This is a genomic window from Noviherbaspirillum massiliense JC206, assembly GCF_000312045.1.
GTDB classification, from domain to species: Bacteria; Pseudomonadota; Gammaproteobacteria; order Burkholderiales; family Burkholderiaceae_D; genus Noviherbaspirillum; species Noviherbaspirillum massiliense.
The window spans coordinates 722,549-735,924 of record NZ_HE978634.1 but is presented as its reverse complement, the minus strand read 5'-3'; the positions used below and the strand labels follow the sequence as shown (position 1 = coordinate 735,924).

Annotated in this window: 17 protein-coding genes; 9 read left to right on the top strand and 8 right to left on the bottom strand. The window is 62.0% G+C overall.

Translation table 11 applies throughout. The annotated features are described in order from the left end of the window. Positions 1-142: 142 nt before the first annotated feature. Together HGHM_RS03730 and HGHM_RS03725 are read right to left on the bottom strand one after the other, a co-directional pair. The gene (locus HGHM_RS03730; protein WP_019140167.1) at positions 143-682 is read right to left on the bottom strand and encodes a DUF2231 domain-containing protein; all 540 of its coding nucleotides are present in this window, start codon (positions 680-682) and stop codon (positions 143-145) included. An 85-nt stretch (positions 683-767) separates the two neighbouring features. Beyond that, positions 768-1,289, bottom strand: coding sequence for a hypothetical protein (locus HGHM_RS03725; protein ID WP_019140166.1), 522 nt, complete (start codon positions 1,287-1,289; stop codon positions 768-770). 206 nt (positions 1,290-1,495) lie between these two features. On the opposite strand from HGHM_RS03725, the gene HGHM_RS03720 reads away from it, so the two are divergent. Then, complete coding sequence (locus HGHM_RS03720) at positions 1,496-1,864, top strand: DUF2784 domain-containing protein (protein WP_019140165.1); 369 nt, start codon at positions 1,496-1,498, stop codon at positions 1,862-1,864. Positions 1,865-1,964: 100 nt separating this feature from the next. After that, positions 1,965-2,219, top strand: a complete 255-nt coding sequence (locus HGHM_RS20560; protein ID WP_019140164.1) for a hypothetical protein — start codon at positions 1,965-1,967, stop codon at positions 2,217-2,219. A 22-nt stretch (positions 2,220-2,241) separates the two neighbouring features. Here HGHM_RS20560 and HGHM_RS03710 read toward each other — a convergent pair whose 3' ends face one another. Beyond that, a complete protein-coding gene (locus HGHM_RS03710; RefSeq protein ID WP_019140163.1) occupies positions 2,242-3,024 on the bottom strand; it encodes a DUF2182 domain-containing protein in 783 nt (260 codons plus the stop codon). 385 nt (positions 3,025-3,409) lie between these two features. Between HGHM_RS03710 and HGHM_RS03700 the strand changes: the two genes are divergently transcribed. Beyond that, complete coding sequence (locus HGHM_RS03700) at positions 3,410-4,057, top strand: 1-acyl-sn-glycerol-3-phosphate acyltransferase (RefSeq protein ID WP_019140161.1); 648 nt, start codon at positions 3,410-3,412, stop codon at positions 4,055-4,057. A gap of 164 nt (positions 4,058-4,221) precedes the next feature. Further along, on the top strand, positions 4,222-4,704 hold the full coding sequence (locus HGHM_RS03695; protein ID WP_019140160.1) for an SRPBCC family protein: 483 nt from the start codon (positions 4,222-4,224) through the stop codon (positions 4,702-4,704). Positions 4,705-4,868: 164 nt separating this feature from the next. Here the strand turns inward: HGHM_RS03695 and HGHM_RS03690 are convergent, their stop codons facing one another. Beyond that, positions 4,869-5,192: a DUF190 domain-containing protein gene (locus tag HGHM_RS03690; protein WP_019140159.1), complete on the bottom strand. Its 324-nt coding sequence runs from the start codon at positions 5,190-5,192 to the stop codon at positions 4,869-4,871. An 84-nt stretch (positions 5,193-5,276) separates the two neighbouring features. Here HGHM_RS03690 and HGHM_RS03685 point away from each other — a divergent pair, with 84 nt between their 5' ends. Continuing rightward, positions 5,277-6,296: a formylglycine-generating enzyme family protein gene (locus tag HGHM_RS03685; protein WP_019140158.1), complete on the top strand. Its 1,020-nt coding sequence runs from the start codon at positions 5,277-5,279 to the stop codon at positions 6,294-6,296. A 51-nt stretch (positions 6,297-6,347) separates the two neighbouring features. On the opposite strand, the gene HGHM_RS22810 is transcribed toward HGHM_RS03685, so the two are convergent. Continuing rightward, positions 6,348-6,617 (bottom strand): hypothetical protein, encoded by a 270-nt coding sequence (locus HGHM_RS22810; protein WP_148415339.1) that lies wholly within the window; start codon positions 6,615-6,617, stop codon positions 6,348-6,350. Positions 6,618-6,726: 109 nt separating this feature from the next. On the opposite strand from HGHM_RS22810, the gene HGHM_RS03675 reads away from it, so the two are divergent. After that, entirely contained in the window at positions 6,727-7,653 is a 927-nt protein-coding gene (locus HGHM_RS03675) for an alpha/beta fold hydrolase (RefSeq protein WP_019140156.1), read from the top strand. 20 nt (positions 7,654-7,673) lie between these two features. Here the strand turns inward: HGHM_RS03675 and HGHM_RS03670 are convergent, their stop codons facing one another. Further along, positions 7,674-7,955, bottom strand: coding sequence for a DUF4242 domain-containing protein (locus tag HGHM_RS03670; RefSeq protein ID WP_019140155.1), 282 nt, complete (start codon positions 7,953-7,955; stop codon positions 7,674-7,676). Positions 7,956-8,152: 197 nt separating this feature from the next. On the opposite strand from HGHM_RS03670, the gene HGHM_RS20555 reads away from it, so the two are divergent. Then, positions 8,153-9,301, top strand: a complete 1,149-nt coding sequence (locus HGHM_RS20555; protein WP_019140154.1) for a glycosyltransferase — start codon at positions 8,153-8,155, stop codon at positions 9,299-9,301. A 27-nt stretch (positions 9,302-9,328) separates the two neighbouring features. Here HGHM_RS20555 and HGHM_RS03660 read toward each other — a convergent pair whose 3' ends face one another. Continuing rightward, complete coding sequence (locus tag HGHM_RS03660; protein ID WP_019140153.1) at positions 9,329-9,520, bottom strand: hypothetical protein; 192 nt, start codon at positions 9,518-9,520, stop codon at positions 9,329-9,331. Between the two features lie 240 nt (positions 9,521-9,760). Here HGHM_RS03660 and HGHM_RS03655 point away from each other — a divergent pair, with 240 nt between their 5' ends. Then, the gene (locus tag HGHM_RS03655) at positions 9,761-10,129 is read left to right on the top strand and encodes an HPF/RaiA family ribosome-associated protein (protein WP_019140152.1); all 369 of its coding nucleotides are present in this window, start codon (positions 9,761-9,763) and stop codon (positions 10,127-10,129) included. 200 nt (positions 10,130-10,329) lie between these two features. Here the strand turns inward: HGHM_RS03655 and HGHM_RS23350 are convergent, their stop codons facing one another. Then, positions 10,330-10,608 carry a hypothetical protein gene (locus tag HGHM_RS23350; protein ID WP_161603764.1) on the bottom strand — a complete coding sequence of 93 codons (279 nt, stop codon included), beginning with the start codon at positions 10,606-10,608 and terminating at the stop codon, positions 10,330-10,332. A 46-nt stretch (positions 10,609-10,654) separates the two neighbouring features. Between HGHM_RS23350 and HGHM_RS20550 the strand changes: the two genes are divergently transcribed. Further along, complete coding sequence (locus HGHM_RS20550; protein WP_075111728.1) at positions 10,655-13,333, top strand: bifunctional diguanylate cyclase/phosphodiesterase; 2,679 nt, start codon at positions 10,655-10,657, stop codon at positions 13,331-13,333. Positions 13,334-13,376 lie beyond the last annotated feature (43 nt).

Here is a 13,376-nt window from a genome sequence, read left to right as displayed (position 1 = left end):
AATGCGGAATGGGAAACCGGAATTACGTTCAAGACGGACTCTCCTCCGGAGGAAACAGCCTGTCTGGGGAGAATCATGCAGGCCCCCATGCCCGGCCATCCTTGATGTGCGACACGCTCAGCGCTCGGCAAGCTCAATATCCTCAATGCAGCGTCGGCCCGGCTGCAGGCGCAATCCTTTCCATGCGCTGCATGGCATGCTCCATGCGCTCGTCACCCGGCAGTTTCGCTTCCGGTACATGCCGGACCGGGCTGACGTTCCTGACCCGCATGCCCTGCTCGTACACCATGCGCCCGCCGAACCAGCCGGAAATCAGCACGCCGAGCGCGGCGATGGCGGACATGGCGAGCGATCCGCCCTGATGGTTGGGCTTTTTCCTGCGGGTCAGCAGGTTGATGCCGGTGAGTGCCAGCGCCCCGCCATTCAGCGTGGCATGCAGATTGGCGGTGCGCTTGGTGTCAGTCTGCTCCTCGATCCCGAGGTAATCCATGGCGCCGGCCGCTCCGGCAGCCACGCCGCCCAGCAGCGCACCCGTCAGGCTGTAATAAGCGGCATTCGCATAGGATTCCTTGCCGGTGGCGCGGTACATCGCGTCCATGATGAATCCGAATGGAAGCAGGGCCGCCGGCGCAACGATCAGCATGGGATGCAAGGGATGTCCGGCCAGGGTGGCTTTGGGCATGTTTCTCTCCTTTTCTTTCGGTGGATGACTTTCAGCGGACGGCAGGTGAGCATCAAAGCTTCACCGCTGCCGCCCGCATTCCTTCCTACTTGCCGCTGCCGGCCCCGCCCTGCGACCCGGTGGGTTCGGAGCCGCCGGAGCTGGAGGATCCGCGCGACTTGTCGGGTGCGCCGGTAGCGCCGACCGTGGCGCAATCAGCGCCACCGGAAGAGCTGCGCGGACCGGACAGGCGGTAACCGCTTCCGGTGCTCGGGCTGCCGCCATCCTTTTCCGTGGCCCGCGCCATGGCTGCGGGGCAATCCGCCTTTTCACCTGACGCGGATGTGCCGGGGGTATGCGTGCCGCCGGTGGAGTTGGGCACGCTCGATTTAGGGGTGCCGAGCGCGTTGCCGCCGCTCGAATTGCCGTAGCTGCCGGAATAGCCTGAGCCACCTGAATTGCCTGAGCTACCTGAGCTGCCGGCATCGCTGCCCCTGGTCTGGGATGCGGAATTGCCGGCGCCGCCGCTGTTCTGATCTCCGGCGGCAAACGAAGGCGATTGAACGGCGGCAAGGCTGCCGGCGCCCAGCAGGGTGAGAGTGAGCACGGTCGACGAGAGTCGTTTCATATTTCCTCCATGAACATGTGAATTCCGATCCTGCCCCTCCCGCAAGGAACGTGCCACCCACGTGCATGAGAGAAGGCCATCCGTGAAACGGCATCGATCAAGCCCGGCATTTGCCGCCAAGGGCTTTCGTCCTATGCTGTATGCGTCGCCGCGCCCGGCAAGGATTCCGTCTTTTCCGCAGGAAGGATAGGCATCGAATGCAAACGATGTACACCCTGGTGGCCGACCTGGTCCTGCTGCTGCATGGCGCCTTTGTCCTGTTTGCCTTGTTCGGCGGATTGCTGTTGCTGCGCTGGCCCCGGTTGCTCTGGTGGCATGTGCCGGCCCTGGTCTGGGGAATCATGGTGCAATGGGCAAACTGGATCTGCCCGTTGACCCCGCTGGAGAACCATTTCCGCCTGCTTGCCGGTCATGCCGCCTACGAAGCGGGATTCGTGGAACACTACGTGTCGAAAATTCTCTATCCGGAAAACCTTACGCTGGAGCTGCGCTATCTGCTCGGACTGGCGCTGGCTGCGATCAATGCCGCGGTATACCTGCTGGTGATCAGGCACAGGCGCGGCCGGCGGGCGTGAGGCAGGCAGAAGGCCGCCTTGCGGGACGACAGCCCATCAACTACCTTGAACATAGGTGCCCTGCATCCGAGGCAGGCGCACGCACACGCAGGAGTGGATCATGTGTTACCGAGTTCATACCGATTCCGAACGGCAGATGCGCGGACAACGCCGCGCTACGGAAAAAATGACAGAGTCTGCCCGCCCTGAACCTGATGCAGTGAAAGCCCGGGAAGCGGCTTCCGGATCGGGCATCGGCTCGAGGCTGCGCAGGCTGTTTGCTGCACCGGAAGAAAAAGCTTCCGGCCATCGCGAGCCTGATGAGGCCGGCGGGCAAACGATGGAAGCAAAGCGGGAACTGGAAAAGGCGGATTAGCTTTCCCGCACTCGGATGCCGCCTAGGCCGCGCCCGGCAGGATGGCAAGTCCCCAGCCGACCAGCAGCATCCCGGCGACCCGGCCCGCCCAGTGGCCTGCGGGTGCAAGCTTCTCCACCAGGACAAAGGCCGCCAGGCCGGCGATCCAGGCCAGGTTCATGATGCCGCCGACAAACAGCAGCAGCATCAGCATCCAGCAGCAGCCGAGGCAATAGGCGCCATGGCGCACTCCCATCAGGAAGGCACCGCGCCTGCCTTCGCGCCATTGCGTCAGCACGAATTCCAGCGGGGAGCGGCAGCGGCGCAGGCAAGCCTGCTTCAGCGGCGTCCACTGGTAAATGCCGGCGGCGATCAGCAGCAGCGCGGCCAGCAAGATGCTGGTGAGCTCCATCATGGACGACAGCAGGGCAAGCCGCTCGAGTGCGAACTGGAGAGCGACCGCGGCGAGGCTGAAGACTGTCCAGACCGCGACATACCCTGCTGCGAATATCCCGGCATTCGCCACTCTGTGGCCCTTGGCCCGGCGGCCGCGTGCAATTGCGGCATACAGCAGGATCATGGGTGCGGCGCTCGGCAGCATCATGGCACCCATCATCACGGCCCACATGGCAAACATCAGCGCTGCATGGCCGGGCGTCCACGGGCCGCTGCTCATCGGCATCAGCATGCCGTCCATCTCTTCCAGCGTGCCGGCGCCATTCAGGAGGTAAGCCCAGCAGGATGCAATGACCAGCAGCAGGCCGCCCGCGACGAGCATGCGCTCGCGCCGGATTGCCCGCTCCATCCATGAGCCGTCGGACATCATCACCCCTGCTTTCGCAACAGCTAGCTAGACTTCCACGCCCTCAACGAATGTAACGCGGCGGCAAGCGCGCTCAGGCTCGTTGCGCGTCGTGCATGATCGCGGCCAGAGATGCGTGTGAGGTGCTTGCCGCCCTCCTTGCCACTATCCACCGGCGCCGGGCGTCCGGCAATGGGCCGGCTGCCCGGCAAGAGTATGCCTTCTGACTTACATCAAAATCAGGTATTCCAAGGCCCGCCGCACCATTGTCCGCATGCACTGGCAGCCTGAATTTCTTCGGCGGGTGATGCCTGTGGATGCCTCATGCATTCCTGCAACCAAAAACTCTTTCCAACTATCAATACTCAACAAGTTGGAGGCATAATGATCCGGTTTCCTGAGTAAAATCATGACCGATCATTTCCTCACCACCTCGTCCGTTTCCACTCCCCTGCAAAAATTCTCGGTCCGCGCCCTGGCGCTGATCGGATGGCGCGTCAACTTCAAGCCTTTGCCGGGCCCTCGCGGCGTCATCATCGTCTACCCCCATACCTCGAACTGGGATTTCATCATCGGCCTGCTGGGGAAATGGGCGATCGGCGTGCGCTTCCGCTGGCTGGGCAAGGACTCGCTATTCAAGGGCTTGACCGGGGCACTGCTGGGCTGGTTTTTCCGGGCCACCGGCGGCGAGCCGATCGAGCGCAGCGCATCCACCGGGGCGATCGCCCGTCTTGCGGCGCGTATCAAGGCTGCCGATCAATACTGGCTGGTGCTTGCGCCCGAAGGGACGCGCAAGTATCGCGACAGCTGGCGCAGCGGCTTTTATCACATTGCACTGACAGCGGGCGTGCCGCTCGGCATGGCCACCCTCGATTACCGGACGAAGCAGGTCAGGCTGGTCCATTATGCAATGCTGACCGGCGACCTCGACACCGACCTGGACCACATCAGGCAGGCTTACCAGGAATGCCGCGGGTTCAGGCATGAATGCGCGGCCCCGATCCGCATCACGGCCACGAAGCAGGCCGAGGCAAAGCAGCCGGAATACCAGGAATAAACGCCTCGCCCGGCGCTTCGGGCTTTCAGGCATTGCGCCGGCCATTCTGGCCGGCGCCGGAATTTTCCTCCAGCAGGATGTCTAATTGATATGCGGGCTATTGCTGCCCCTTGTCAAACCATCCGCGGGCCTTGCGGCCGCGGCCATCTTTCAATGGAGGAACCATGTCAAGCGTACAAAAATCCATCGATGTGAATGTGCCTGTCAGCACCGCCTACAACCAATGGACGCAATTCGAAGACTTTCCGAAATTTATGGAAGGCGTGAAGGAAGTCCGCCAGCTCGACAATACCCACCTGCATTGGCATGCTGAAATCGCCGGCAAGGACAAGGAATGGGATGCCGAGATCACCGAGCAGATTCCCGACCAGCGCATTGCCTGGCGCAGCACGAGCGGCGCACTGAATGCCGGTGTCGTTACCTTCCACAAAATCTCGGATGACACCACCCGCGTAATGGTGCAGATGGACTACGACCCGGAAGGCCCCATGGAAAATGTGGGCGATGCCGTCGGCGTGTTTTCGCACCGCGTAGAAGGCGACCTGGAACGCTTCAAGGATTTCCTAGAATCGCGCGGCCAGGAAACCGGCGCATGGCGCGGCAATGTTGCACAGGGCCAGCAGAACCAGCCGCAGGTCCGGCACTGAGCGGAATCGGCCCCTTCCCCTTCAAGGGGAAGGCCGGGTTGGGGATGGGTTACAGCGCCTCACGTTTAACCCATCCCTGCCGTGATCCTCGCCATGGCGAGGAAAGCACTCATCATCAATCGCAGTCTTTCGCCAGGCACCGTGCATTGGCGTAATGCAATGCATTAGCTCCCTTCCTCTCCCAGCGTCCCGAACTCCACCGGCGACTTCACGTAGAACACCCTTACCTGTTCCTGCCGCAGCAGGTCGAACAGGCGGTCGGCTTCTTCCTCGCCGACGATCATCGTGACTTCGACCGGTTGGTCCGCAATCTCGAAAAAATGCGCCGAGTGGATGCGCCCCCCATGGCCGTATCCCTTCGTTCCCATGAACAGGGTGGCGCCGCGTATGCCCTGCGAGCGGGCCAGCTCCAGCAGCCATTCGCCGAGATGCCTGCCGCCGTGGCGCTTGTTCTCCTGGGTGAAGAATTCGAGCTGGTAACCTTTCATGGCACCCTCCTTTTTAGCCCGCTTCCATAGGCCAGTATAGCCATGGCATACAATGCAATGTCCTGTTGCTGCCATCGCCTTGTCATGCAAATCTTCCTCCTCCTTCCCGCCCTGCTTTCCCTGTTGGCCGTGATTCCCGCGCAGGCGGATGCACCGCCATCTCCGACGCCGCAACAGATCGAGAACATGCTGGGCATGAAGTTCATGCGCATTCCCGCCGGCGAATTCATGATGGGAAACGATGAATCCCCGGAGGCGCTGGCCAAGGCTTATCCACAATACGAGCGCAGGCGTTTCCTGGAACTGGGCGATGAAGCGCCGGTGCACCGGGTGCGCATCACGCGGCCCTTCTACCTCGGGCAGCATGAAGTGACGGTGGGCCAGTTCAGGCGCTTCCTCGAAGCCTCCGGCTACCGGCCGGAATCGGAAGCCGACGGCACCGGCGGCTACGGCTACAACCCGGATTACGACCCCAAGACATCGAAGCGCGGTGACGCCTTCGAGGGCCGGGACCGGAAATATTCATGGCGCAATCCCGGCTTCCCGCAGGGAGACGAGCATCCGGTGGTGAACGTCACCTGGAATGACGCGGTCGCCATGGCAACGTGGCTGAGCGCGAAGGAAGGAAAGACATACCGCCTGCCGACGGAAGCGGAATGGGAATACGCCGCGCGCGCCGGCACCCGCACCCGCTATTCCAGCGGCGACGATCCGCAATCGCTGCTGCAGGTCGCGAATGTCTTCGATGCCGACTCGCAGAAGAACTGGCCGCAATGGCGGGCATTTGCGCTGGACGGGCATGATGGCTACCCATTCACGGCTCCGGTGGGCAGCTTCGCGCCGAATGCATTCGGCCTGTACGACATGCACGGCAATGTATGGGAATGGTGCGCCGACTGGCACGACGACAGCTATTACGCACGCTCGCCGGTGGATGACCCGCAGGGGCCGGCTAACGGCAGCGTCAGGGTGCGGCGCGGCGGGTCGTGGCACACCTGGGCGTTCTATGCCCGTTCGTCCTATCGCAACTGGAATGCGCCGGACACGCGCTATACGCTGGTGGGATTTCGCCTGGTGCGTGAAACGAGCGCAGATGGGAAGTGAGGGACGATGCGCCGGGCGGCCGCGCTTACGGCCGCCCGGGCAGGTGTGGTATCAGCAATTGCCTTTCTTGGCCTGCCCCGGCGGACAGAAGCTGCGCTCGCCGCGATCGTTACGATCGCCACGGTCGGAGTCGGGCGTGCAGTTACCCTTCTTCGCTTGCCCCGGAGGACAGAAGCCGCGATCCGAGTCCGGCGCACAATTGCCCTTCCTGGCCTGCCCCGGGGGGCAGGAACGCACGGGCGGCGGATGATCGACGGGAACGAGTACGCAGGCGTTGAGTGTCAGGCACGTCAGGAGCAGCAAGGCAGAGACTTTTTTCATCGGTTTCACTGAGTAGTTTTCATTCTGCGGCCACATGCTTCATGGCGCGCCTGAAATGTACTCGCTTGAAACCGTTTCCTCAACCAGTCACCGGCATAGCGGAGCATCCATGCAACATCCTCACGCATCACGCACGGCCCCTCTTGACAAGCCGCTTGCCGGCATCGATGTGCGGCATGAGCGCATCCGCGGCGACGGCGTCGAGCTGCATGTAGCCATCACCGGGGACGGGCCGCCGGTGATCCTGCTCCATGGCTTTCCCGAGAACTGGCGCTCCTGGCAGCATCAAATCGCGCCGCTGGTCGCAGCCGGCTACTCCGTATGGATGCCGGACCTGCGCGGCTACAACCTGTCGGATATGCCGCCAACACGCGAGGCGTATCGCCTGCGCCATCTGGTGGCGGATGTGGCGATGCTGGCGGAGGGCAGCGGCCATCCGCGCGTGCACCTGGTCGGGCACGACTGGGGCGGGATCATCGCCTGGGCCTTTGCCGCCGCCTGCCCCGCCCTGCTCGACAAGCTGGTAATCCTGAATGCGCCGCACATGCGGATCTACCGCGACAAGCTGTGGCGCAGTTCGCAGCTGCTGCGCAGCTGGTATGTGCTGTTCTTCCAGCTGCCCTTTCTGCCGGAGCGGGCACTGTCGCAAGCGAATTACCGGGCAGTGCGCAGGATATTCGAGAAACTTCCCGCACGGCACGGCACGTTCAGCGCACAGGATGTCGACGCCTACATCGACGGGCTTGCGCGTCCCGGTGCGCTGACGGCGGCGCTGAATTATTACCGCGCCGGCCTGCGGTCCGGCGACCTGTCACGGGCTTTCGCTGCGCCGATCGAGGCACGGACCCTGGTCATCTGGGGCGAGCGCGACCCGGCGCTCGGCAGCTACCTGCTCGACGGGCTGGAGCGGTTCGTGCCACACCTGCAAGTGCATCGAATCCCGGGCGCGAGCCACTGGGTACAGAATGAAGCGCCGGACCAAGTCAACCGCGCGCTCCTCGACTTTCTCGGACAGGCGCCCGCCGGCGCGGCATGATGCGTCGCGTGATGTGTCCCTTACGACCGCATCTCGGCCGTCGTGGGATCGATGACCCTGCGCACTTTTGCCACTTTATCGGCCGGAAACTCGCCACGCTTTGCATGCTCGCGCACCATGTCTTCATTCGGCGCGATATAGACGCAGTAGATCTTGTCATCCGTTACATAGCTTTGCTGCCACTGTATGGACGGGCCCATATTCTGCAGCACGTCGCATGACTTTTCCGAAATGCTTTGCAGTTCTGCATCGGACAGTTTTCCGGCATTCGGAATTTCGCGTTCAATGACATACTTGGGCATGGCAATCTCCTTGTCGTGGAAACAAACGGCCCATGCTGGCCGGTGGCGCAATCATTGCGGCGCGCAAGGGGGAATCCAGATTCAGTGTGACAGCCGCCACCTGCAACTCAAGCTTGGGCTTGACGAAGACTGCGCATTGTCAAGGAATGGCCTGAAGCCGGAGCGTGTGCCGGCGAAAATTTCCGAAAGAGCACTTGATGATTTTTTCCTTCTGGGTTTCCTTAGGCATCCTCGCAGCTTCCGTCATCCTGTTGCTCGAAGTTGCATGGGGCGCGAGAAGAATCGGGCAATTGAAGGACGTGCCGGCCAGGCTTGCGGAGCAGGCGCCGAAAGTGTCTGTCATCGTGCCGGCACTGAATGAGGAAGACGGCATCGAAGCGGCGCTGCTTTCCCTGCTGAAGCTCGATTATCCGGATCTGGAAATCATTGCCGCGGACGACCGCTCCACCGATGCCACGCCGGCCATCCTCGATCGCCTCGCAGCAGCCCATCCGCAGCTTCGGGTGCTGCACATCAACAGCCTGCCGCAGGGCTGGCTCGGAAAAAACCATGCACTCTGGCAGGGCGCGCAACAGGCGCGCGGCGACTACCTCCTGTTCACCGATGCCGACGTGGTGTTCGAGGTGACTTCCCTCGCGCGCGCCATCGCCTATTGCGAACGGCACCGTGTCGATCACCTGACATTGCTGTTCGACGTGGTCGCGAACACCCTGCTGCTCAGGATGCTGGTGCTGAGCTTCTCGGTGAATTTCCTGGCACGCTTCAAGCCGTGGAAAGTCAGCACCTCGCCCGCGCATTTCATCGGCGCCGGCGGATTCAACCTGGTGCGCGCGCAAGCCTACCGGGATGCGGGCGGACATGCAGCGATCCCGCTGGCGGTACTGGACGATGTCATGCTGGGCAAGCTGCTCAAGTCGAAGGGCTGGCACCAGCATGTGCTCTTCGGGCAAGGCCTGGTTGCGGTCGAGTGGTACCGCAATACGCCGGAGCTGGCGAACGGCATGCAAAAGAATATCTTTGCCGCCTTCGATTACCGGGTCGGCAAGCTGGTTGCAGTCACCATCCTGATGCTGCTGTTCCGGGTCTCGCCCTGGGTAGGCCTGTTTGCCACCGAGGGCGCGGCCTGGCTGTGCAATGCTGCAACCGTGCTGGCAGGACTCGCGCTCTACGTGGACATGCTGCGTGCGAGCGGCTGGGGCTACCGCTGCCTGGTTTTCGCGCCTTTCGTCAGCGTGATCGAACTCGCGATCTGGTGGCGCGGCAGCCTCTTGACACTGCTGAAGGGCAGCATAGACTGGCGCGGCACCCGCTATTCACTGGACGCGCTGAGACGGGCGCAGGACTGAGCTGCGCCCGCCCTGCCGGTTTCACACTCAGTGATGCCGTTCCTGCTTCTTGCCGCCGCCGGCGCCCTGGTTCGAGTCCGCCTTGGTGTGGCTCTTGGCGTCATGGCTGCTCTTGCCGCTCTGGCCGGATTGGCCGTCTACCGACTTGGCGTCGGCTTCGGTTTGCGGGGTCTTGCTCTTGCTGGGGGGATTCTGGGTATGGGTATGTGTGTCAGCCATATTTCACCTCGGGATCAAATGGAGCTTCGGTAGACACCAGTCGCGCATGAAATATCCCGCGCGGCATCAAATTCGCTTCCCGTATCCGACGCGATGCCAGCCTGCACCGCAAGCGCGTTTCCATTTTCCCGAACATTCATTCAGCTTTGTTCCGGTTCTTCGGCGCGCGCTTTCGGCCGACAATGGGTTCACGCCTGTCAGCCGACCGGCATGACGGGTTCTTGATGAAAGGAGATCCTCATGAATGTCCAGATGGTGGCCAATGACTTCTCGCTCACGCCCTCCCTGCGGGATTATCTCGAGCGGCGCCTGCGCTTTGCCTTCACGCCGGTGCGCGACCGGATCACCGCCGTCGCGGTCAGGCTGCGCGACCTGAACGGGCCTCGAGGCGGGCGTGACATGCTGTGCCAGGTCTGCGTGAGCATGCCGGGGCAACCGGAAGTGGTCATCAAGGAAGTGCAGGAAGACATGTATGCAGCCATTGACCTTGCAGTCAAGCGTGCCGCCTACCGCGCGATCCGGCTGGTGATGCGCAAGCGCCAGGTCCATGTTCCGCGCGCCGCCATGATTTCCCGTGTGGAAAGCACGCCGGGCTGGATTGCGCACTAAGCCTCTGACATGACAGTACCGCCTCTCCGTTCAATCGACAATGGGGAGGCGGATAAAGAAAAAATCCGCAAGGAATCATCCGACTTCTGATCTGGCGCAACCGGAAACGGCACTCTCCCCCGTCGCCACTTGCGCAAGTCCGGCGACTCCTCATCGAGACGGGCATTTTCCTATCCTCGCGATGCGCGCCACATCATCCTTCAGCTCACTGCTGCAACAGGCCCGTGCGCCAGAATGCAGGCGCGTCTGAATTTCTCTGACGAGAAAACCACTTCAGAATCCAGCAGATTCATGGCCGGCGATGTGAATTCCCGTTCCTGAAAGCTATTTGTGACTTCGTACAAGATGCATCCCTGTGGGAATGCGATGCTATCAGCATGCGCGGAAATCGCGTCGCCGACAGTTGAACACTTGTTCAGGAACTTCACGCAGGAAAAAGCTGCCTTATTTGGCTCTGGTCGTTTCAATCTGAATTGCATTCCCCGGCTGCCATTCTGCTATTCATTCGCCCGCAGGAAAGAAAAATTGTGGAACGGTAAGGACTTCATACGCATTGCCGCATGGCCTCTTGCGGCAGCGATCCTGATCGCCGGTATCTGGGCTGCCACATTGGCGGGCCTTGAAGATGACCGGAGGGCGAGCATGCTTGCCGCCAACGAGCAAGTGTCATCACTTGCCAATTCTTATGCGGAACAGGTGCGGCGCACGGTTGAACTGATCGACCAGTTCACTCTCAGCCTGAAATACGATTGGGAACGCCTCGATCAAAAAACCGACCTGGAAGACAAGCGCAAGTTCGGCTTGTATCCGGAGAATTCCCTGCTGTATGCCTCGGTATTCGACGCAAACGGGAACATCGTGTCGAGTTCGCTTGCCTCGGACAGGCGCCCCAACCACGCCCACCTGAACTTTTTCCAAAGCCAGAAAGCGGGATGCTGCACCGGCCTTCTGATCAGCCCGCCGGAACCCAGCTTGCGCCTGGGTAAGCCGATCATCAGGTTTTCGCGCCGCCTGAACAAGCCGGATGGCTCCTTCGACGGGGTGGCGGCGGTGGAGGCCGATCCCGACTATCTCATCACCTATCAGGACCAGGGGCTGCCGGGCGAAGGAGGATTCGTGTCAGTCCGCCTGGAAAACGGACCGGTGCTGGCGACCAAGCTGGGCAGGCATCCCGGCGAAGTCCGGATCTTCTACCGGTCCTCCCCCCGGTTTCCTGCACCGTTCGGCGTAGCCACGGAGCCCGCTGAAAAATTCAGGGACAATGCGTCGCGCATCGTCGGATGGAGGAGGCTGCAAAACTATCCCCTGACCGCCCTGGCCGCATTGCCTGCAGGAGAAGTACTGGCGAGGTATGAGGCAAGCGCCGTCCGCCGGCGTGCGATGGCGGCGGCAGGCAGCATCCTGGTGGCGCTCTTTGCAGGAATGGGAATGTTCTTCTCTGCACGACTGGCCACCCGCCGCAGGCAGGAAGAAGAGGTGCGCGCAACCTATCGCGCCGCTACCGACGCGGCCAACGAAGGCTTTTACATGATCCGGCCGATCTACGGGCGCGATGGAAGATTGCGGGATTTCCGGCTGGAAGACTGCAATCATCGCGCGGCCGAACTGATCGGCACCACCCGGGAAAGCCTCATCGGCAGCACCGCCTCGGATCTCTCCCCACCGGAGTGGCGCGCGGAGGTGTTCGGATTATGCGAACAGGCGCTACGGCTGGGCGTGTATGAAGACGAGCGGCGCGTCGCCGCGCCCAGCGCGCTGCAGGCAAAGTGGGTGTATCGCCGCATCGTCCGCTCCGGCGCCGGCCTCGCGCTCACCATACGCGACATATCGGAAGAAAAGGCGCATGAAGAAGCGCTCTCCAGCCTCGCCAATACCGATGCACTGACCAAGCTCCCCAACCGGCACTGGATCACCAGTTATCTTCCTTCGGCAGTAGCACGGGCCGCCAGGGGCGACGGCCATCTGGCCGTCCTCTTCATCGACCTCGACAACTTCAAGAACATCAATGACACGCTCGGCCATGATGCCGGAGATGAGCTGCTGGTCCAGGCGGCGCAAAGACTGAAAGATGCGGTACGGGCAAGCGACCATGTCGTCCGGCTGGGCGGCGACGAATTCCTGGTGATCCTGGAACACGTCGAAGTCGTCGACGATGTATCCCGCGTGGCGAAGGCGATCGTCCGGACGGTGAGCGAACCCTTCACGCTGTCGACCGGCACAGGAAACGCAGTCAACGCCTCCATCGGCATCAGCATGTTCCCGCAGGATGGCAAGGACGCCGAAGCGCTGCTCAAGCATGCGGACATCGCGATGTATGCGGCCAAGGCTGCCGGCAAGGGGCGCTATCACTTCTATCATGCGCATCTGTCGGATACTTTGCTGCTGCGCCTGAACAAGGAACGTGCCCTGCGCCAGGCGGTGCAAAACGATGAGTTCCTTGTCCACTACCAGCCGCGGGTAGATATCCGTTCCGGCAGCCTGACCAGCATGGAAGCCCTGGTGCGCTGGAACCATCCCGAGCGCGGGCTGGTGTATCCGGGGGAATTCATTGACCTTGCGGAAGACGTCGGCCTGATCGTGCAGATCGGAGAACTGGTGATTGAAAAAGTCTGTGCCCAGCTCGCGCAATGGAAGTCGCAGGGACTGGCCCAGGTGCCGGTCTCGGTCAATGTATCGCCGCAGCAGCTCAGACACGGGAATCTGAGCGAATTCGTCGCCGGCTGCCTCTCCCGCTTCGACATTAGCGCCTCCCTGCTCGAAGTCGAACTGACGGAGGCGGCCGTCGTCGACCGCAGCCATGCGGTGTCGAAGGAATTGGACCAGTTGCGCGCGCTGGGCATCAGGCTGATGATCGACGACTTTGGATCAGGCTACTCCTCGATGGCGCAATTGCACCGGCTCGATGTCGACGTGCTGAAGGTGGACCAGGCATTTACCCGGGCGCTGTGCGAAAACGACGAGAGCCGCCAGATCTTCCGCGCCATCATGTCGATGGCCGATGCGCTCGACATGTCCGTCGTTGCCGAAGGCGTGGAAACGCCCGAGCAGCTGGATGCGCTGCAGTCGCTGTCATGCGACGAGGTCCAGGGCAATTTCATTGCGAAGGCAGCGGCCGCAAGCGAGATGACGGCGATGATGCTCGCGCGCTTCCTGCTTCCTGGCCAGGCCCCGGCCGGAAATCTTGCCCGTGCCTCACTGAACTGAGCCGGCCCCTGCCGTGACACGCACACGTAGTGCTTCCGCAGTG

What these genes read in the sequence shown, in the direction of transcription:
- HGHM_RS03720 (WP_019140165.1), top strand. Translation starts at nt 1,496, where the DNA reads ATGTACACCCTGGTGGCCGACCTGGTCCTGCTGCTGCATGGCGCCTTT.
- HGHM_RS23350 (WP_161603764.1), bottom strand. Translation starts at nt 10,608, where the DNA reads ATGCAATTCAGATTGAAACGACCAGAGCCAAATAAGGCAGCTTTTTCC.
- HGHM_RS22810 (WP_148415339.1), bottom strand. Translation starts at nt 6,617, where the DNA reads ATGAAAAAAGTCTCTGCCTTGCTGCTCCTGACGTGCCTGACACTCAAC.
- HGHM_RS03700 (WP_019140161.1), top strand. Translation starts at nt 3,410, where the DNA reads ATGACCGATCATTTCCTCACCACCTCGTCCGTTTCCACTCCCCTGCAA.
- HGHM_RS03695 (WP_019140160.1), top strand. Translation starts at nt 4,222, where the DNA reads ATGTCAAGCGTACAAAAATCCATCGATGTGAATGTGCCTGTCAGCACC.
- HGHM_RS03685 (WP_019140158.1), top strand. Translation starts at nt 5,277, where the DNA reads ATGCAAATCTTCCTCCTCCTTCCCGCCCTGCTTTCCCTGTTGGCCGTG.
- HGHM_RS03660 (WP_019140153.1), bottom strand. Translation starts at nt 9,520, where the DNA reads ATGGCTGACACACATACCCATACCCAGAATCCCCCCAGCAAGAGCAAG.
- HGHM_RS03690 (WP_019140159.1), bottom strand. Translation starts at nt 5,192, where the DNA reads ATGAAAGGTTACCAGCTCGAATTCTTCACCCAGGAGAACAAGCGCCAC.
- HGHM_RS20555 (WP_019140154.1), top strand. Translation starts at nt 8,153, where the DNA reads ATGATTTTTTCCTTCTGGGTTTCCTTAGGCATCCTCGCAGCTTCCGTC.
- HGHM_RS03655 (WP_019140152.1), top strand. Translation starts at nt 9,761, where the DNA reads ATGAATGTCCAGATGGTGGCCAATGACTTCTCGCTCACGCCCTCCCTG.
- HGHM_RS03710 (WP_019140163.1), bottom strand. Translation starts at nt 3,024, where the DNA reads ATGATGTCCGACGGCTCATGGATGGAGCGGGCAATCCGGCGCGAGCGC.
- HGHM_RS03670 (WP_019140155.1), bottom strand. Translation starts at nt 7,955, where the DNA reads ATGCCCAAGTATGTCATTGAACGCGAAATTCCGAATGCCGGAAAACTG.
- HGHM_RS03675 (WP_019140156.1), top strand. Translation starts at nt 6,727, where the DNA reads ATGCAACATCCTCACGCATCACGCACGGCCCCTCTTGACAAGCCGCTT.
- HGHM_RS03730 (WP_019140167.1), bottom strand. Translation starts at nt 682, where the DNA reads ATGCCCAAAGCCACCCTGGCCGGACATCCCTTGCATCCCATGCTGATC.
- HGHM_RS03725 (WP_019140166.1), bottom strand. Translation starts at nt 1,289, where the DNA reads ATGAAACGACTCTCGTCGACCGTGCTCACTCTCACCCTGCTGGGCGCC.
- HGHM_RS20560 (WP_019140164.1), top strand. Translation starts at nt 1,965, where the DNA reads ATGTGTTACCGAGTTCATACCGATTCCGAACGGCAGATGCGCGGACAA.